Here is a 17845-nt window from a genome sequence, read left to right as displayed (position 1 = left end):
TTTTTTTAATCCTTCCTCAAGCCAATGGGAGGAGACTCTCGCGTCTCCCGATCCAATCTTTTTGCTTCCGCCCAAGCCAGCTCATAAATTTTTTTCATCGCGTCTGCTATTTCCGCGCTCTCAATAATAATCCCCAGTTTTTCCCGCCAAGAGGCGATCATTACTTTATTGTCATAGATGTTGATCTCGGGTGAAAAGCGAAATTGTCTCTCAGGAATTAAAGCTGCAGTTCTCATCTCTTCTTTGTTGTATTTCATTCTTTCGGTAGCCACTTTTGTAAAAGGAATAATAGCTTTAATTGGAATCTTCTTTTTCGCTCGCCTCTTAAAATAGTCGGGAAAATAATTAGGCAAGGCCTGATACATATCATCCAAAGTAGCATAAGCTCTGATTTCTTCGGTGGAGGTTAAAGTATCTTCATAAACTTCAATTAATCCTTCTTTCCCTTCATAAAATTTTACCTTCGGTCGGTCAACAATATTGTGGATCGTCGCTAGTTGCGGCACAAGTTTTGCCGCTTTTTTTAGTTGCGCTTCATACGCGGCGATTTTTTCTTTCAAAAGTTTGGTAATCACATTCGGCGCTTCCGCCACATATTCCTCTTTCGGCTCTTTGCCGGAAATGCGCGCTAAACCCTTGCTCACTAGAACATCCAAGATATTATATCCCGTGGTGCGGTTAATACTCGCAGTGCGGGCAATCGCGCTCACGGTTCCTCTTCCTATTTCAAGCAAAGCTAAATACACCTTGGTTTCCTTGTCGCTAAAACCAAGGTCAGATAGAGCGGCTTGTAAACTTGAGTCAATTTTAGGCATAGATGTTTGTTGTTATGAGTATTTTTTATTCTGGGGAAGAATTAACCCAACCCTCCATTATCAGGGAGGGAAATTAATTTTCCCCCTGATAAGGGGGATTAAGGGGGTTTACCCTTGTTTTTATTATATACTCCCCCTATTTTTGTGTCAAGACCTTTCAACAAAATATTTAATTATCATTTTTATCTCCATTTTAAAGACAAATAATTAAGTCAATTTGACCAAAACTATTGACAATTATATTTAGATATGCTATAATGTCATAACAAAACAAAAAATGAACTTTGTCAAATAAATGTTTAACGCTCACCCTTAAAAGAGGAAATAGGAGGATAGAAGGATGGAAGAAAATGTGCCAAATTATATGAAGACTATCTGCGATGGCGTGGCTCGGAATAATTACAGCATGGGATTTGGCTACGCCCTTATGGAAATATATTTCCTGCTTAATGAATTAAAGGAAAAAGCAAAAGAGCTGGGCTTGGATCCCGATACCATTGCGGAAATCAAAAAGCAGATTTGCGAGCGAGTCAAAGACAATGTAGATGAGGTTGTAACCCAGTTTAAATGAGGAGGTAATTGAAAATGAAAAGAATATTAATTATTCTCGTGTCGGTTATGCTCGTGGCGATGAATGTGTCTTTGGATATTAGCCACTCGCTGGCAGTAAAAGGCATTGATACAACCGGAGAGGGTTGTCTGTCGTTTTTAACGCTGGACGGAACAAGTAATGAAGTTAGTGTCAATTACGGAGAAATTATTTCAATAGATGGTAAGAATTCTGGCAAGTTTTCGTTTAAAGGCGAAGGCGCTGGTTGGCTAGAAATCCCAGTTGAGTCCAAGCCGCATGTTCAGGTCTCTGTCAAAAAGGTCGCAGCAATGAAGGCAGAGCCAACAATGCTTTATGTGTTAGCCATAATTCAAAGACGCGATTCGTCTTTGGATCTGCTCACTGCCAAAATTCCTGTAATGTTCCCCGGCCAATTCCCTGAAGGTTATAAGAATAACGTCAAATGGTGGGGCAATATTAGTAAAGAGGAATTACATTCTACCCTTCCAGACGGGACAGCGCGATTATTAACTATGGACCTTGATATTGGCAATACTTGCGGACTTGCCTGTCCGCATTGTTTTCGCAGGGACAAGCGTTTTGACCTCGCCAATAACCCTCTCACCCACGAGGAAATAGTGGGCTATGTTCAAGAAGCGAAAACGCTTGGTTTAAAGCAAATCAAGATCTTGGGCAGGGGCGAACCATTCCAGAATTCAAGATTTCTTGAATTTCTGGAAGAAATGACCAAATTAGATGTTGGAGTAGCAGTTTTTAGCAAAGGACATGTATTAGGTTGCGATGAGTTAGCCAGAAAGTATAATAGCCATCGTGGAATTTATTCCGGATTGGAGTTAACGCAACGAATTAAAGAATTGAAAGTTAGCATTTTACTTGGCTTTAATTCTTTTAATCGTGAGATGCAAGAAAGTTTCACAGGTGTAGATAAGTATAAATCGTCTGCATTGCTGAAAAATTATGTGGATTTTAGAGATCAGGCGTTATTAAATCTAGTTAAAGCTGGATTTAATGAATACTACGAAGGCGAAGCGACTCGTTTAGCGATGATCGCCGCGCCAGTAAAACCAGAGAATGTAGATGAAATTTTCGATCTGTATTCATGGGCAAGACCGAGAAATATTTATATGTTGACCTGTCCAACAACTATCAGTGGTAAAGGGCTAGACGAGTTGGAACTCGAGAAAAAGCATAAAGAGTATATTTCGGAACTTGAAGATCTGTGGGCCAAGATTTACATCTGGGCAGTCCAAAAAAATCTTATCTCCAAGGAAACTTTTGTGGAAGATGGGGTGTCCTTATATCCTGGATGCCATGTTTGTAATCAAACCGCCGCCGGATTCTTCCTGAATCTATCTGGACAGGTCAATCTCTGTCCCGGTAGAGTGGATCAGAGCACTATCTTCACTCGTGATATTCGTCAAGAAACATCCTTACGGGATGTTTGGATGAAATCTTCCAACTATCAGCGAGCCAAGTACGGCAAGCGATACAATTATCATTGTGTTGCCCGTGATGGTTTCTCTTTGCCTCAAAATTTCTATAAAAATATAGAGGCAAAGGTGCTACAGACAGCATAATCTCAAGGAGAGGATAAAAGACCGCCATTTTATCCTCTCCCCTTCAAAACTTCTCTTGTTGAAATTCTGCATGTTTTTTAAGGAGGTAATTGAAAATGAAAAGAAATTTTTGGTTTATTTTGGCGGCTATCGTGTGTTTAACAATCAATCTGGTAATGCCGCTTTTTGCCGGCTATAACACTTCTGCTGTTCAGTTTTTGATTTATGGTTATGGTTTCCAAACCGGACCCACGATTTTACACGTCCTAAGTGAAAAAGGTTATGAAACCAATATTGAAGTTGAACTGACCAAAGTGGATGACAAGAATTTTATCTTGACCTGCAAAGGTGCGATTCCTGACGGTTTTACTTGGCTTGATCGGAACAGGGCTACTAATCTTTCTGATCGCTATGAGAGTGAGCAAGAAGGCGTTAATTTACCCGATATTCCGCGCAAAAATAAGGATAACACCAAGCAAATAATTATTGCGATAAGTTCAGCCCTTACGCAAAATGATTTCTCTAAACGCAGGTCCATTTTTCCCCATCAAATCAATCCTATTTGCCCCGGCAAAGAGCAGGTGCCAAATAACTTTGTTAATGATGTGGATGGCTGGAGTTTTAGTAAAGAATATCTTGCGCAAAATACCGGCAAATTACTCACTCTGGATCTTGATTTCGGCGAGTATTGTTCCTTAAATTGTCCTCATTGTTTCCGGCGCAATGGCGCTGTAAACCGTAGTTCAAATCCTTGTTTACTGCCTATAGAGATATTATATTTGATTAATAGTCAGGCCCAAGAACTTGGTTTAGAAAGCATTAAGATTTTAGGTGCCGGCGAGCCTTTTGAGGATAAGTATTTTCTAATTTTTTTGGAACAATTAAAAAGTTTAGGCATTAAGGTCAATATTTTTACGAAAGCCCATGTCTTAGGCGATGACGCGCTAGCCAATAAATATTTCAATCTTTCTGCTCGGGAGTTGGTCAGTGTCATCAAGGATCTGGGTGTGAGTCTTAATGTCGGCTTTAATTCCTTTGATCCAGCTTTGCAAGATGAAATGGTCGGCGTTCAAGGTTATACTGAAAAGCGCAACCGCGCTCTAGAACTTCTAGCAGAAGCCGGATTTAATCAGGGTCAGCCAACAAGGCTGTGCCTTGCCATTGTTCCAATCACTAAGCAGAATATTCACGAAATTTATGACATTTATGTCTTTGCTCGGGAGCGCAATATCTACCCCGTAACTACTGTTTCTATGTGCGCGGGTAGAGCGCGGGAATCGTGGAAAGACCTTACGCCGCGGGAAGAAGAGCTCATCGCACTGTATACCCGGATCAATATTTATAATATTGAAAAGGGTGTAAATACGCTTAAAGAACTTTCAGAGAATGGGGTTTCCGCTTACGCTGGCGGTCACCCCTGCAACCAGGTTGCCTGCGGAATGTATATCACTTCGCGTGGGATTGTTCTGCGCTGCCCTGGCGATGACGTAACTGTATTCAGTGAGGATGTCCGCAAAGAATCTTTAGCGGATATCTGGCACAGAAGTGAAAATTATGCCCGTCACGGGATGTTCAACTGCCATTGTCCGCCCAAGGATGGCAAGTCTATCCCGCAATGTTTATACCAAGAGGTATTAAGCAGAGTGCAGAAGCACTTTACTTAATCCAAAACTTCAAGCAGAGAATCTTGTTTCTCTGCTTTTTAATATATCTTGAATTATAAAATCCACCCTGGGCGGATCCCTCGCAATGACGATGTACTTTTCCTTGCATTTTTTCAATAAATGTGCCATAATCATTTTTCAATCACTGAAAAATTGTTTTGAATGTTTTATAGATATAGATCGTAATAGATAAGGGAGGACGGACGCTATGAAGAGATTTACTTTTATTGTTGTGATTTTTCTTTGTTCATTGTTAATTAGTTGCCAAGAGGAGAAAAAACCAAGATATTTCGTGCCGCCGGAACAGATTGACGGGATCGGAATTTCGAGGGCAAATATGACTAATGAAATTTTAGGTCAAAGGACAAGGCAAATGATTGAAAGCCAAACCTTTGTCATTTTGCGCCACCCTGAATCCCTAGAAGGGGCTAAGCGTGTGGTAAGCTCAAAAAAGCTTCAAAGCGCCTTTAGAAAAGCTGAACGAGTCAGCAGTTTCCCCAAAAAGACCCTAGAGGCTATTTGCTTCTTAGAAAGCTGGGGTCTTGCGGTTCAAAGCCCCACTGGTCCTAAAGGTCCGATGCAGATTGCTGAAGGCACGGCAAAACAAATGGGTCTGAAGATAGAAAGAGGTACCAGATATAAAATTGTTTCCAAAAGGATTGCCGTCAAGGTCAGGACAAAAAAGGGGAAGAAAATAAGATATATAACCAAACGGCAAAGAATTCCTTATCAAACAATTATAAGGGATGATAGGATGGTTCCTGAATTAGCCATTCCTGCAGCGGCTCAATATCTTCAAAGATTAGAAGGAAAGTTCGGTGGTCGTGATTTAGCCATAGCCGCTTATCATTGCGGCGAAGGCGGGACTAATGAACTTATAAACCTTGCCAAAGGATCTTCCGGAATCTCTGGACCTATTACTATGTCAGAGATATTCTTTAAGTGCAGTCCGGCGTATAACCGACCACTGTATTTAGGGGTCAAAAAGCATCTAGCTCGCGATTCTTCGCCTACTTATTGGTTTCGTATCAAAAGGGCAGAAGAATTGCTCACATTATATCGTCAAAGTCCGGGAGCTTTCAGGGAACTCTGGAAAAACTATCAAAGTCCTATCAAAGGGAGGGATAGGGTTCCAAGCAGGTTGTGGCTTTGGGTCAAAAAGGATGATCTAAAATATAAAATACCCCAAGACCTGCAAGATGCTGGGCTCGTCCAATTACCGAATAATCCTGATTACTTTGGATTTCTTGTCCGGAATGATGTTGGCAAGAAAGACCCGAACAATCGGAAATTATACGAGCAGATTTCAAAAGAAGCTGCAGGGGCGATTATATATATCGCTTATGAAACGCGGCGCCTTGTTGAAGCATCTGGAGGGAAATTTACACCCTTGGAAATCACTTCCTTGGTGCGCACGCTGGCATACCAGAAGATTCTTTCTCGCTCCAATGTTAATGCCAGAATAGAACTGCCCACGCACTGCTCTGGAATGGCGTTTGATATTTCTTATAAAAATATTTCCTCTCACGAAAGGGAATGTCTCAAATTCATTTTAGACGACCTTGAGTGGGCTGGCGCTTTAGACGCCACTATGGAATCATTAAGGAGTATGACCTTCCATATCGGAGTGGCGCCAGCATACAAGGATTTTTTTTCAAAAATTACTTTGGTACAAAAAAACAACCTGTAGCTAAAAACTGCAGGTTTTTTATTTAAAAAAACTCGCGTTTATTTTGATTCCACGCGAGAAGTTTCCATCTTTTGCTTATTTTGATCGCGGAATTCCGCGATTTTGATTATATTGTCTCTCATCTTTGGATGGTCGTCAGGTGTCACATTAAAGAGAACATAATATGCCTCCTCTGGGATAGGGTAATATTTCCAGCCCCTGTTGGTTCTTGCCCCGGGCGTTATGCTTTCTTGTTCAACAGTAATAAAAAATCCTATCACCTGTTTGCCTCGGTTAATTCCCACCCAATCCGCCTTTTTTCCAGTTCTAGGATCAATCGGAATCTCTAATACCTCCATATGCCTCGGTCTGGAATTTTTCCTTCCTATCTTGTTAGGCATCTTTTCCCTCCTTTAATGAATGAACAATTGTTTTGAGTTTAGCAAGACATATCTATATAACATTACAAAAATTTTTTGTCAACCCCGTTAGAAACTCGCGCGGGGCATGAAACCCAACCGCACGAGTTATCTATATTTCTACGTTAACCGCTAGCCAAGCTGCGGGGTATGTTTCTAACGGGGTCAATTTTGATTTGATTTTGATTCTATACCAAAAATTTCCCTTCTTGGGAAATTTTTTATGTTCCGCGTTTTATGTTGTATAAGTTTCAAAATTCGAGTGGACCCAACCGGATTCGGACCGGTGACCTCCTCCATGCCATGGAGGCGCTCTACCAACTGAGCCATGGGCCCGGAATAAATTAAAAATGTAAAATGAAAAATTAAAAATTACAATTTTAAATTTTGAACCTTTAATTTTTAATTGTAACTTTTAACTTTTCACTTTTTATTGTGGGTCCGATAGGGATCGAACCTATGACCAACCGGTTATGAGCCGGGCGCTCTACCACTGAGCTACGGACCCTTTTTTTAATTTTCAATTTTCAAGCACAAATTTTCATTAAATTTCTAATGTTTTAATTTTTAAACTTCCTTTTAAAACAAGTATTTGAAAATTAACCTATTAAAAATTTAATAGAAATTAGAAATTGAAAATTAGAAATTCTCTATAGCGCTTCTATCTTTTCAACCTTCTCGTTTTCCTGCATTTTCCTTTCCTTCTTTTGCGTTTTAGGCTCTGTTTTTGGCTCTCCTTTCATTAACTTTTCAAACTCCGCTCTTTCAATTGTTTCTTTTTTAATCAGGGTTTGGGCGATAAGTTCTAATTTTTCTTTCTGATTTTGAATAACCTTTGTGGCGGATTGGGACGCGTTTTGGATAAATTTTTTCACTTCCGCGTCAATTTGGCTGGCGACAGCCTCGCCATAGTCGCGGTTTTCGGAAATAGTGCGGCCAAGGAAAATAAGTTCCTCGCGCTCGCCAAAGGTCATCGGTCCAAGGTCGCTCATCCCGTATTCCATAACGAGGCTTCTAGCAAGCCGCGTTGCCTCGCGCAGATCGTTAGCCGCGCCCGTGGTTAATTCATTAAATATTTCTTTTTCCGCGATTTGACCCGCGAGGAGTACAGAGAGTTCGTCTAAAAACTCGGATTTGGAGTGCAGTTTGCGATCCTCGGAAGGGAGCTTCAGGGTGTAGCCCGCGGCAAGACCGCGGGAGATGATGGAAATTTTATGCACCGGGTCAGCATGGGGCAGGATATGGGTAACCAGCGCGTGCCCTGCCTCGTGATAGGCTGTGATCCGTTTTTCCCTTTTATTTAAGACATGACTTTTGCGCTCTGGGCCCAAAAGCACTTTTTCAATCGCCTCCAAAAAGTCCTTTTGCTTCACCTCTTTTTGATTGTGGCGGGCGGCGGCAATCGCCCCTTCGTTTACCATATTTGCCAAATCCGCGCCGGAAAAACCCGGCGTGCGCTCGGCAACTTCGCGCAAATCAACATTAGCCGTCAGAGGTTTGCCTTTAATGTGCACTTTTAAAATCGCAATGCGGTCGTTTATATCCGGCAGATCTAAAACAATACGGCGGTCGAAACGTCCGGGTCTAAGCAGCGCTGGATCTAAAACATCTGGTCTATTGGTGGCGGCAACGACAATCACGTTAGTGTCTTGCTCAAAACCATCCATCTCCACCAAGATTTGATTTAAAGTCTGTTCACGCTCGTCGTGTGAGCCTCCGAGGCCAGCGCCGCGTTGGCGTCCCACGGCGTCAATTTCGTCTACGAAAACAATCGCTGGCGCCGCCTTTTTTGCCTTTGCGAAAAGGTCGCGGACGCGGCTCGCGCCGACGCCAACGAACATCTCCACAAATTCCGAGCCAGACATATGGAAAAAAGGCACGTTCGCCTCCCCTGCCACGGCTCGGGCAAGAAGGGTTTTACCTGTCCCTGGCGGACCGATGAGCATTGCGCCTTTAGGAATGCGCGCTCCCATTGCGAGGTACTTGCGTGGATTTTTCAAAAAATCCACCACTTCTTTTAATTCCTCCTTGGCTTCGTGGCAGCCTGCCACATCATCGAAGGTGGTTTTTCGCTTTTTAGGGTCTTCGGGTTTTTGCTCGCGGACGCGGGCTTCACCAAAGGAGAGCGCGTTGCGGTTGCCGCGCTGCACTCCTCGGAACATAAACCAGATAAAGCCGCCGATCAAAAGAATAGGCAGTAAAAAAGGTAAAACCGTATTAAGCCAGAATTTAGTGCCGGATAGATCCTTGACATTAATTTCCACTTGGTCAATTTTGTCTTTAGGCACGTCAAAGCCGTTTAAAGAATCGAATAAAGACACCCCTACTTCTTTTTGGCTTTCCTGTTTGGTATTGTCCCTAAGCTCAATATTTAATTGGTCTTCTTGAATCTCAATGATTTTTACCTTGTCATCTTTAATCTCTTGGGCTAAAGCGGTTAAAGAGACCTGTTTGCGTTGCTCAAAGCCTGGGGCATTGTAGAGCGAGAAAAAGCCCGCGATAAACAGAAAAACCACAAAGGCGATTAATAAATTTTTAACAATGTTTTTCATTTTTTTCATATTTTATTGACAAAAATAGGGTTATTTATTATGTTTAATAATTCGCATCACAGGTTTTAAAGTTATAAAATTGTGTAGATTGGCTCTTTTCTTTATATACTAACCGTATTTTCAAAGGAGGCAACCCGTGAAGATTACAATGAAAAAAGCGCGAGGGCTTATTGCTCAAGCGGAAAGAGAAATCAGCCGTTTAGAGAACATTCAAGATGATCCGAAAGCGGCAAGAAATGAATGCGACTTGAGGGAAGGAGTGGGAAACCTAAAGTCCGATCTCTGCCATGATCACGACCCTATGGGTAGTCTGCATAATATTCCGGATGAGTGGGTTTTAACGGAAAATGCTGTTAAGTCCTACAAGTTATTACAAGGGATTTTAAATTCGCCAATCATTAAATTTATCCCCCCTAAACACTAAGATTCTACCATCTTTCTTGAGAATCTGCAACCCACGCGGCAGGTTCTTTTTTTTATTGCCGCGGGGGCTTTCCAGCATTTTTACCATCTCTTCTAGATGGACGGCGTAAATGTCTTTGGCTCCACCCAAGACAGAGCCGATCATCTGCCTCAAGGTTTCTGTTTTTAAAATAGGAGGCAGGGTTTGCCAAGATTTGAGGGGAAGAGGATTGGAATTGCGGCAGATAAAATTTTTAGCCTCCTCGCTAATATACTCTTCTGCGGCGCGGCTCACTTCTCCGAGTTTGAGGAGATTTTTCCTAATTTGCGGATTGTATTCTTTTTTCAGAAGAGGCAAGAGCTTGTGTCGGATTTTATTGCGGGTATATTTTAAATCAAAATTTGACGAGTCGTTGCGATAAGCAAGGCGGTTTTCTTTAAGATAGCCGAGGATTTCTCCGCGTCCGCATTCTAAAAGCGGACGGATCAGGAAGTTGTTTTTATGCCGCATGCCCGCGAGTCCGGCGAGCCCCGCTCCGCGCAAGAGGTTCAAAAGAATAGTTTCTGCTTGGTCGTCAGCCGTGTGCGCTGCCGCGATGCTCTGCCCCTCGTGTTTTTTTCTTACTTGTTCGAGGAAAGTATAGCGGGCTTCTCTTGCGGTTGCTTCGTTTTTTGGCTTTCTCCGCAACTTTTTATTTTCCAAGGGCAGGTTTAGTTCTTTTGCTAATTTTTGGACAAAACAGCTATCGCTATCGCTTTCTTTCCCCCGTAAGTTGTGGTTTAAATGCGCCAGAATGATTTTGAATCCCAACTTTTTTTGTAATTGCCACAAGATGTGAGTCAGGCAAACCGAATCCGGACCGCCAGAGCAAGCGACGATAATCGTTCCACCGTCTTTGATTAGTCTGTGGTTTTCAATTGCTTCTTGAACTTTATTGAGTATAATCATTATTTTATAACTTGTAACTTGAAACTTGTAACGCAAGGTATTAGCATTTTCTTGAGTTATAAGTTACACGTTATAAGTTACAAGATGTTGATATTATAAATCCGAGCTTTTTGTCTTGCTCGGAAATAGCTGAAAAGAGAAAAAAATATTACGAAAATTATTTTTTAGCTTTAGCGGGCGCCTTCTTTTTTTTAGCCATTTTTTTCTTTGCTGCTTTGGGAGTTTTAGTTTCCTTTGGGGATTTTTCTTCGGTCAAAGCCTTCATGGATAAACCCAAGCGGTGTTCTTGAGGTTCAATGGAAAGAATTTTAAATTTTCTTTTTTCCCCTATCTTGACCATATTCTCCAGCTGCGATGGATCGTCTGTAATTTCGGAGATGTGCGCGAGACCATGAATATCCTCATCCAGTTGCACAAAGGCGCCGAAAGGAGACAATTTGGTGATTTCTCCCTCTACGGTATTGCCGACTTTATATTTTTTAATTTTTTTCTCCCAAGGATCTTTTTGCAGGGATTTTAAGGAAAGAGAGATGCGATTAGCGTCAATGCTGATGATTTTAGCTTTGACCTTGTCTCCGACTTTAACAATGTCTTCGGGATTCTCAATCCGTTGCCAGGCTAATTCCGAAATATGGATCAATCCTTCTAGATCATTAAAACGCATAAAGGCGCCGAAATTAACCACGCCCGTAATTTCCCCCTCTACGACATCGCCGGCTTTGAGTTTGTCCAAAATATCCCTCTGCTCCTCGGAGGTAGCTTGTTTTTCCGAGATGATCAGACGATCTTCCTCCGCGTTGGCATCAATAATTTTAACCTTCAAGGTTTGATTTACGAGTTTGTTCAATTTAGTGAGTATTTTATTGCGATCCGCGTCTTCCACCCTCGGGTAGTGTTCATGATGCAGTTGGGAAACTGGCAGGAAGGCCGCGATCCCCTTCACTTGGGTTAAGAGTCCGCCTTTATTCGCCTGGGTGATTCTGACCTCAATGGTTTCGTGGTTTTCAATAATTTTATTAATCTCCTCCCAAGCGGCGTCGCGGTAGGCTCTTTTTGAAGAGAGCTCCATTCTGCCGTCCTCATTTTCCACCTCCAGAATAGTAGCGACGATTTGGTCCCCGATTTTCATTTCCTGATCAGGATTTTGATAAAGTTCGGGACCGCGAATAACGCCCACGCCAATACCTTCCACGTCTACTTCTATCTCATTCTTTGCTTGGCGCATCACTTTACCTTTAATGATTTCTCCCACTTGAGGTATCTTAAAGAGGTTCGTTTTCTCTTTGAGTAATTTGTGCATTGTTGAGTCTTCTTTATTCTTCTCTTTTTTCGCTAAAAAAGCGCCTAAAGAATTTTTCCTTGGTGATTTTAATTCAGTTTTTTCGGGTTTTTTATCCTCGATTTTTTTCATAAAAAATGATAGGTAAAGTGGACACTACCTCTTAAGTTCTTGTTCTATTGCCCATTATATCTGTAAAGATGATTGTTGTCAAACCAAATACCTTATGTTAAAATAAACTAGTAATCCGTAATTAGTAATTGGTAATTTTTTTGGCCCTTCGGGCCAATAATTCCCTGATTACTGATTACCAATTACTGATTACTAATTACTAATTACCGAAAGAAATATGATTATCTCCTGGCTTGGATTTTCTTGTTTCAAAATTCAAATCAAAGACCTGGTTCTGCTTACCGATCCTTTTGGTCCTGAAACGGGTTTAAGGGGTATAAAAAGCAAGGCTGATATTGTGACTGTGAGCCATAACCATCATGACCATAATTATGTTTCAGGGATTATCGGCGAGCCTTTTATTATTGATAGCCCGGGTGAGTATGAGGTGAAAGATGTCTACATTGTAGGTTTTCCCGCCTTTCACGATGGTAAAGAGGGTAAAGAGCGCGGCGGTAATATTATCTACCGCTATGTTGTGGAAGGTATGGTTTTGGTGCACCTTGGCGATTTAGGGCATCTTCTCTCCGAGGAAATGGTTGACGCCTTGGGCGATGTGGATATTCTTTTTGTTTCTGCGGGTAGTAAACATGCCTTATCTTGCGACAAAATCCCCGAACTCATAAGCCAAATTGAACCGCGTTTAGTGATTCCTATGCATTATGATCTACCCGGAGCGAAAAAAGAAAGAGCTCTTGAACCTTTGAATAAATTCTGCGAAGAAATGGGGATATCGCCCGAGTCGCAGCTGGATAAATTGAAGATCAGAAAAAAAGACTTAACTAGCGAGGAAACCGAGATTAAAATATTAAAAAAACAGTGAGCTTGCAGAATAAATCAGTTGCTTTTAAACAAAAAGTGGTTTTTTTATTGGTGGCTGTTTGCGCGGTCGGTATTGGTATTTTTTGGTTGCAGACTTTTAATTTCAGAATCAATAGTCAGAAAGTAAGCCAGAACCTAGGAGGGTTGGGAGAGATATTAGAGAAGGGCAAGGAAGGGATGCGATTAGATTCAGGACTGGGTAGTGCGAAGGAGCAATTTCAAAGCGAAGACAGCGGCTCTGTTTTGCTCCGCAAAGAGGTAGGGGAAACCCAGAACAAGGGAAATGTGGAAATTACGCTTGTGAATATAGTTTTTAAGGAGAAGATAACCTGGGTCTATATATTTATTAGCAATACAGGGGAGGAGCGGGTTTTATTGCGCCCTTCCGGAGAGAGTAAAATCAAGATTATTCAGGAGGGAAAAGAATTTTCAGAATTAGAAAGAGAAAAAGTAGTGGATTACCCTCTGCCGGATTTGGTTGCGGCTAAAAGCGAAGTAAGCGGCGCCTTGCATTTTTCCGCCCTAGATCCGGGCAAGCCTTTCACTTTATCCATTATGGGCGTCCAAAGCGAAGGAGCGAGAGAGCAGTCTAATTTTGTGTTCAGAATAGAAGGGAATTAGGAATTGTGAATTATGAATCAGGAATAGTAAAATGGAAAGATTTCTTTATTCTCAATTCATGATTCCTTATTCCTTATTCCAAATTTATGGAACTTGGTTACATAAAATCGCGTCAAATTACAGAAGAAATGGAGGAATCTTATTTGGATTACGCAATGAGCGTCATTATTGATCGGGCGCTTCCTGATGTGCGCGATGGTTTAAAGCCGGTCCAACGGCGGATTTTGGTAACCTTGAACGACTTAGGGCTTTCCCCGCGCGGACGTTTTAGGAAGAGCGCCAAGATCTGCGGCGATGTTTCGGGCAATTATCATCCCCACGGTGAGATGATTGTTTATCCTTCTATGGTGCATCTGGCGCAGCAATTCAAGATGCGCTATCCCTTAATCGACAGCCAGGGAAATTTTGGCTCCATAGATGGCGATCCTCCGGCGGCGATGCGCTATACCGAGGCGCGGATGCAGACCTTTGCCGAGGAGATGATGCGCGACTTAAATAAAGAGACGGTCCCCTGGCGGGATAACTATGACGGCACGCGCAGAGAACCCTCTGTTTTGCCCGGCCTTTTTCCGGAACTCATTTTAAACGGAACAATCGGGATCGCGGTGGGAATGGCGACGAATATCCCCCCGCATAATTTAGGCGAGGTTGTAGACGCTCTTACTTATTTAATTGACCATCGTGAAAGCGCCACTGTTGAGGATTTACTGCAATATATTAAAGGGCCGGATTTTCCGACCGGAGGTCAGATTTACGATTATAGCGCTATTCGCCAAGCATACGCTCTGGGGCGAGGATCAATTGTGATGCGCGCGAAAACACAGATTATAGAAACCAAGAAGGGCGGTTTTGATATTATTATTACTGAACTTCCCTACCAAGTAAATAAAACCTTACTTATTGAAAAAATCGCGGAGCTTGTGAAGAACAAAAAGATCCAAGGCATCCGCGATATCCGCGACGAATCAGACCGCGAAGGGATACGGCTCGTGATTTTTTTAAAAAAAGAAGCCTACCCCCAGAAGGTTTTGAATCGTCTTTTTGTTTTAACCTCCCTGCAGTCTACTTTTCATGTGAATATGCTCGCGCTCGTGGATGGTATTCAACCGCGGGTTTTACCTTTGGAAAATATTTTAGAATGTTATTTGGACCATCGCAAGGAGGTAGTGACCCGCCGCACCCGTTTTAATCTGGCGGAAGCGAAAGCGCGAGAGCATATTTTGGAAGGCTTAAAGAAGGCTTTGGATAAATTAGATGCCGTGATCACCACCATTCGGGAGAGTAAAACCAAAGAACTGGCGCATCGCAATTTAATGAAGAAATTTAAGTTTACAGAGGAGCAGACGACCGCGATTTTAGAAATGCGCTTGTCTTCTTTGGCGGGTTTAGAGCGGAAGAAAATTCTAGATGAATTAAAAGAAAAGCGGACGCTCATCGCTGAATTGGAAGGCATTCTCGCTTCCGAGAAAAGGATTTGGGGCGTGGTCAAGGAAGAATTGAAAATGCTTAAAGAAAAATATGGCGATGAACGCAGGACGCGCGTTTTTAAGAAAAAAGTGGGCGAATTTTCCGATGAAGATTTGATTGCCGATGAGGAAACCATTCTTAGCCTGACGCGCGGCGGCTATGTTAAGCGGATGAAGCCTGACGTTTATCGGGCGCAGAGCCGAGGAGGCAAGGGCGTCGCCGGCCAAAAGGTTAAGGAAGAAGATGTGATGCGCTGTTGTTTCGTAACTACCACTCATTCAGATTTATACTTTTTCACGGATCGTGGCCGCGTTTTTCAGCTTAAGGCTCACGAGATTCCGGAATCAGGCCGCGCCGCTAAGGGTCAGCTCCTTGTGAATTTTATCCAAGTGGCGGCAGAGGAAAAAGTCACCGCGATGGTCGCGATTCCCAAAGAACACAAATTTAAGTATTTAGTGATGGCGACGGAGCAGGGAGTGGTGAAGAAGACCAAACTCTCTGAATATGCCAATGTCCGCCGAAGTGGCTTGGTGGCGATTCGTTTGCGCAAAGGCGACGTTCTGGAATGGGCGGAAGCCTCCACCGGGTCGGATGAAGTGATGCTTGCGACGCGGCGAGGTCAATCTGTTCGTTTTCGCGAGGCGGATATTAGACCGATGGGTCGGACCGCGGCAGGGGTCAAAGGCATTACTCTAGGACAAGAGGACGCTGTAATTGCTATGGAAATTATCCCGCGCCAATACGCGATTACGGGTTTTCAGGTGTTAGTGGTGACGGAAAAAGGTTATGGCAAACGCACGCCTTTGAATCTATACAAAGTCCAAAAGCGGGGCGGGAAAGGGATTAAAACCGCAAAAATCACGGCGAAAAACGGAAATTTAGTGGCGATGAAGATTTTAGGCAAAGAAGAACAGGACTTAATTCTGATATCCGCGCGCGGTCAGGTCATTCGGATGCTGATTAACACCATTTCCAAACAATCTCGCTCTACCCAAGGCGTAACCCTGATGCGTTTCAAAAACGAAGATAAAGTCGCGAGCATAACCTGGGTGTAAAAAAAGTAAAAAGTAAAAAGTGTGGATTAAAAAACAAGCCATTGTAAGGGCTTGTTTTTTAAGTTTTATAAAGGCGTAGAACTTTCTACGCCTTCTTGCCCATTTAAGCCTTTTATGAAATAATACTATACTAATCTTTTTGAAAATCGGTTCTTTGCAATCTAAATTATCAGGAAGAGGGAGGTGGTGCCGCCAAATAACTTTACTGTTTCCCAATCACGATAACCAGTCTTTTTTCGGGCGTTCTTTACCCAATTTTTATCAGGGAGGTCGATATGGAAGCAAAATTATTCTTTAAGAATGTTTTTTCTAGGTTATCTAGTCTAGATCATAAAGTGAAGTTATTGTTTAAAGCTTTAATTATTGGTATACCTTTTTCCATTGTTCTGGTCCTTTCTACTAATTACGTTCCTTATGGTAGTATCGCGATTATAATTGTTTGTCAAGCTTTTATCACAGGATGCCTGTACGTTACTTATCTTCTCTGGCTCAATCATGGGATTAAGGTGCATAATTTCATCAAAAAATTTCGCATTCTGTCACTAGAGAATAAAGTGATTGAAATTTTTGGCATATCATTTTTTCTGGTCATAGCATTTGAATTAGCTTATTTTCTTTTCGGTTTCCTTTTTAATATCGCTAAAGTAATTCAAAAATTCTCGCTGTAATTTTTTACCAAGACCGTCAAAGCTTATTATAACGTTCTTTTTTATTGCAAATAACAAAAATATCGCGTCCGATTAACGATAATAGAGATAATTCATATAAGTTAAATATTAAAATAAAAAACGGAGATCAATTTCTCCGTCTGCCCTTTATTCTATTCTTTCCACTTTATAACCATAACCATTAAAGAGCGGTATAGCTTCTCTGATTTTTCGATGGATCAAATTTCTGCTTCTATCTTCCCGAATATACATCCTGACGGCAGTTATTCTCCCTCCAGTATCAGTATTCTGCTCTAAATGAACATCATTAGATAAATTTAAATTTTTCAAATCTTCTTTCAATGCTTTTGCTTCAATAAATCTAGATTCAAGTTTTATTATCCAGTGCATTACAACCTCCTTTCTCTTGTTTGTTCGGGTTTTCAAGATTTTAACCATATTGCCTTATATGTATTTTTACTCTTGATTCTTAATTCTAGCTTCTTGCTTCTATTTTTTGATTACCTTGTCCGCAATCCCGTATTTGACTGCTTCCTCGCTGGTCATATAAAAGTCGCGGTCGGTGTCTTTTTCAATTTTAGATAAGGGTTGGCTGGTATGTTTGGCTAATATTTTATTCAAGCGGTCTTTCACTTTCAAAATTTGCCCCGCGCGAATGGCGACATCGCTCGCTTGACCCTCTGCCCCGCCCATAATTTGATGCAGCAAGATTTCGCTGTTGGGCAGGGTGAAACGTTTACCCTTCTCGCCCGCGGCAAGCAGAGTCGCTGCCATTGACGCCGCCATACCGATGCAAATCGTGGAGATTTCAGGCTTCACATACTGCATTGTGTCGTAGATCGCGAGACCAGCCGTGACTGAACCTCCGGGCGAATTAATAAAAAGCTGGATATCCTTATCTTGATCTTCAGAATTTAAAAACAAGAGCTGGGCAATCACAGTATTCGCTACCGCGTCGTTAATTGAGCTTCCTAAAAAAATAATCCGTTCCTTTAGAAGCCGCGAATAGATATCAAAAGCCCGCTCGCCGTAATGCGTTTTTTCAATTACAGTAGGAATAAGCTGCATGTTTCAAATTGAAAACTAAAAATTAAAAATGAAAAACCACAAATAAAAATCTAAAATTTTTTAATTTTAAATTATCATTTTTCGCTTTTCATTTTCA

Annotated in this window: 16 protein-coding genes and 2 tRNA genes; 9 read left to right on the top strand and 9 right to left on the bottom strand. The window is 41.9% G+C overall.

Annotation, left to right across the window (positions count from 1 at the left end; genetic code table 11):
• Window positions 1–5: 5 nt before the first annotated feature.
• On the bottom strand, window positions 6–815 hold the full coding sequence (locus tag PHW01_02125) for a helix-turn-helix domain-containing protein (GenBank protein ID MDD5626788.1): 810 nt from the start codon (window positions 813–815) through the stop codon (window positions 6–8).
• 340 nt (window positions 816–1155) lie between these two features.
• On the opposite strand from PHW01_02125, the gene PHW01_02120 reads away from it, so the two are divergent.
• The 4 genes from PHW01_02120 (at window position 1156) to PHW01_02105 (ending at window position 6296) form a co-directional block, all read left to right on the top strand.
• Window positions 1156–1386 (top strand): hypothetical protein, encoded by a 231-nt coding sequence (locus tag PHW01_02120; GenBank protein MDD5626787.1) that lies wholly within the window; start codon window positions 1156–1158, stop codon window positions 1384–1386.
• A gap of 14 nt (window positions 1387–1400) precedes the next feature.
• Window positions 1401–2963, top strand: a complete 1563-nt coding sequence (locus PHW01_02115) for a radical SAM protein (GenBank protein ID MDD5626786.1) — start codon at window positions 1401–1403, stop codon at window positions 2961–2963.
• 95 nt (window positions 2964–3058) lie between these two features.
• Window positions 3059–4606: a radical SAM protein gene (locus tag PHW01_02110; protein ID MDD5626785.1), complete on the top strand. Its 1548-nt coding sequence runs from the start codon at window positions 3059–3061 to the stop codon at window positions 4604–4606.
• A gap of 208 nt (window positions 4607–4814) precedes the next feature.
• A complete protein-coding gene (locus tag PHW01_02105; GenBank protein MDD5626784.1) occupies window positions 4815–6296 on the top strand; it encodes a DUF5715 family protein in 1482 nt (493 codons plus the stop codon).
• Window positions 6297–6334: 38 nt separating this feature from the next.
• Here PHW01_02105 and PHW01_02100 read toward each other — a convergent pair whose 3' ends face one another.
• From PHW01_02100 to ftsH, 4 genes are all read right to left on the bottom strand, one after another.
• Window positions 6335–6676, bottom strand: a complete 342-nt coding sequence (locus tag PHW01_02100; GenBank protein MDD5626783.1) for a hypothetical protein — start codon at window positions 6674–6676, stop codon at window positions 6335–6337.
• A 281-nt stretch (window positions 6677–6957) separates the two neighbouring features.
• Window positions 6958–7030, bottom strand: a tRNA-Ala gene (locus PHW01_02095).
• 100 nt (window positions 7031–7130) lie between these two features.
• Window positions 7131–7202: transfer RNA gene (locus tag PHW01_02090), tRNA-Ile, on the bottom strand.
• 142 nt (window positions 7203–7344) lie between these two features.
• A complete protein-coding gene (gene ftsH, locus PHW01_02085) occupies window positions 7345–9246 on the bottom strand; it encodes an ATP-dependent zinc metalloprotease FtsH (protein MDD5626782.1) in 1902 nt (633 codons plus the stop codon).
• Window positions 9247–9394: 148 nt separating this feature from the next.
• Here ftsH and PHW01_02080 point away from each other — a divergent pair, with 148 nt between their 5' ends.
• Window positions 9395–9670, top strand: a complete 276-nt coding sequence (locus tag PHW01_02080) for a hypothetical protein (protein MDD5626781.1) — start codon at window positions 9395–9397, stop codon at window positions 9668–9670.
• On the opposite strand, the gene tilS is transcribed toward PHW01_02080, so the two are convergent.
• On the bottom strand, window positions 9629–10597 hold the full coding sequence (gene tilS, locus PHW01_02075; GenBank protein ID MDD5626780.1) for a tRNA lysidine(34) synthetase TilS: 969 nt from the start codon (window positions 10595–10597) through the stop codon (window positions 9629–9631). The two genes, PHW01_02080 and tilS, sit on opposite strands and share 42 nt — an antisense overlap.
• Before the next feature lie 157 nt (window positions 10598–10754).
• Window positions 10755–12008, bottom strand: coding sequence for a S1 RNA-binding domain-containing protein (locus PHW01_02070; protein ID MDD5626779.1), 1254 nt, complete (start codon window positions 12006–12008; stop codon window positions 10755–10757).
• Window positions 12009–12225: 217 nt separating this feature from the next.
• Between PHW01_02070 and PHW01_02065 the strand changes: the two genes are divergently transcribed.
• The 4 genes from PHW01_02065 to PHW01_02050 all read left to right on the top strand — a co-directional run bounded on the left by PHW01_02065 (window position 12226) and on the right by PHW01_02050 (window position 16680).
• A complete protein-coding gene (locus tag PHW01_02065) occupies window positions 12226–12870 on the top strand; it encodes an MBL fold metallo-hydrolase (GenBank protein MDD5626778.1) in 645 nt (214 codons plus the stop codon).
• A 2-nt stretch (window positions 12871–12872) separates the two neighbouring features.
• Window positions 12873–13490, top strand: coding sequence for a hypothetical protein (locus tag PHW01_02060; protein ID MDD5626777.1), 618 nt, complete (start codon window positions 12873–12875; stop codon window positions 13488–13490).
• 86 nt (window positions 13491–13576) lie between these two features.
• Window positions 13577–16012, top strand: a complete 2436-nt coding sequence (gene gyrA, locus PHW01_02055) for a DNA gyrase subunit A (GenBank protein MDD5626776.1) — start codon at window positions 13577–13579, stop codon at window positions 16010–16012.
• A 275-nt stretch (window positions 16013–16287) separates the two neighbouring features.
• Entirely contained in the window at window positions 16288–16680 is a 393-nt protein-coding gene (locus PHW01_02050; protein ID MDD5626775.1) for a hypothetical protein, read from the top strand.
• Between the two features lie 147 nt (window positions 16681–16827).
• Here the strand turns inward: PHW01_02050 and PHW01_02045 are convergent, their stop codons facing one another.
• Complete coding sequence (locus PHW01_02045) at window positions 16828–17118, bottom strand: hypothetical protein (GenBank protein ID MDD5626774.1); 291 nt, start codon at window positions 17116–17118, stop codon at window positions 16828–16830.
• A 51-nt stretch (window positions 17119–17169) separates the two neighbouring features.
• On the bottom strand, window positions 17170–17748 hold the full coding sequence (gene clpP, locus PHW01_02040) for an ATP-dependent Clp endopeptidase proteolytic subunit ClpP (protein MDD5626773.1): 579 nt from the start codon (window positions 17746–17748) through the stop codon (window positions 17170–17172).
• Window positions 17749–17845: the final 97 nt, after the last annotated feature.

The organism is Patescibacteria group bacterium (assembly GCA_028717685.1).
Lineage (GTDB): Bacteria > Patescibacteriota > JAQUNI01 > JAQUNI01 > JAQUNI01 > JAQUNI01.
This window is presented reverse-complemented; position numbering and strand designations above follow the sequence as displayed.

Coding starts and splice junctions, on each gene's coding strand:
- PHW01_02125 (MDD5626788.1), bottom strand. CDS start 815: ATGCCTAAAATTGACTCAAGTTTACAAGCCGCTCTATCTGACCTTGGT.
- PHW01_02120 (MDD5626787.1), top strand. CDS start 1,156: ATGGAAGAAAATGTGCCAAATTATATGAAGACTATCTGCGATGGCGTG.
- PHW01_02115 (MDD5626786.1), top strand. CDS start 1,401: ATGAAAAGAATATTAATTATTCTCGTGTCGGTTATGCTCGTGGCGATG.
- PHW01_02110 (MDD5626785.1), top strand. CDS start 3,059: ATGAAAAGAAATTTTTGGTTTATTTTGGCGGCTATCGTGTGTTTAACA.
- PHW01_02105 (MDD5626784.1), top strand. CDS start 4,815: ATGAAGAGATTTACTTTTATTGTTGTGATTTTTCTTTGTTCATTGTTA.
- PHW01_02100 (MDD5626783.1), bottom strand. CDS start 6,676: ATGCCTAACAAGATAGGAAGGAAAAATTCCAGACCGAGGCATATGGAG.
- ftsH (MDD5626782.1), bottom strand. CDS start 9,246: ATGAAAAACATTGTTAAAAATTTATTAATCGCCTTTGTGGTTTTTCTG.
- PHW01_02080 (MDD5626781.1), top strand. CDS start 9,395: ATGAAAAAAGCGCGAGGGCTTATTGCTCAAGCGGAAAGAGAAATCAGC.
- tilS (MDD5626780.1), bottom strand. CDS start 10,597: ATGATTATACTCAATAAAGTTCAAGAAGCAATTGAAAACCACAGACTA.
- PHW01_02070 (MDD5626779.1), bottom strand. CDS start 12,008: ATGAAAAAAATCGAGGATAAAAAACCCGAAAAAACTGAATTAAAATCA.
- PHW01_02065 (MDD5626778.1), top strand. CDS start 12,226: ATGATTATCTCCTGGCTTGGATTTTCTTGTTTCAAAATTCAAATCAAA.
- gyrA (MDD5626776.1), top strand. CDS start 13,577: ATGGAACTTGGTTACATAAAATCGCGTCAAATTACAGAAGAAATGGAG.
- PHW01_02050 (MDD5626775.1), top strand. CDS start 16,288: ATGGAAGCAAAATTATTCTTTAAGAATGTTTTTTCTAGGTTATCTAGT.
- PHW01_02045 (MDD5626774.1), bottom strand. CDS start 17,118: ATGGTTAAAATCTTGAAAACCCGAACAAACAAGAGAAAGGAGGTTGTA.
- clpP (MDD5626773.1), bottom strand. CDS start 17,748: ATGCAGCTTATTCCTACTGTAATTGAAAAAACGCATTACGGCGAGCGG.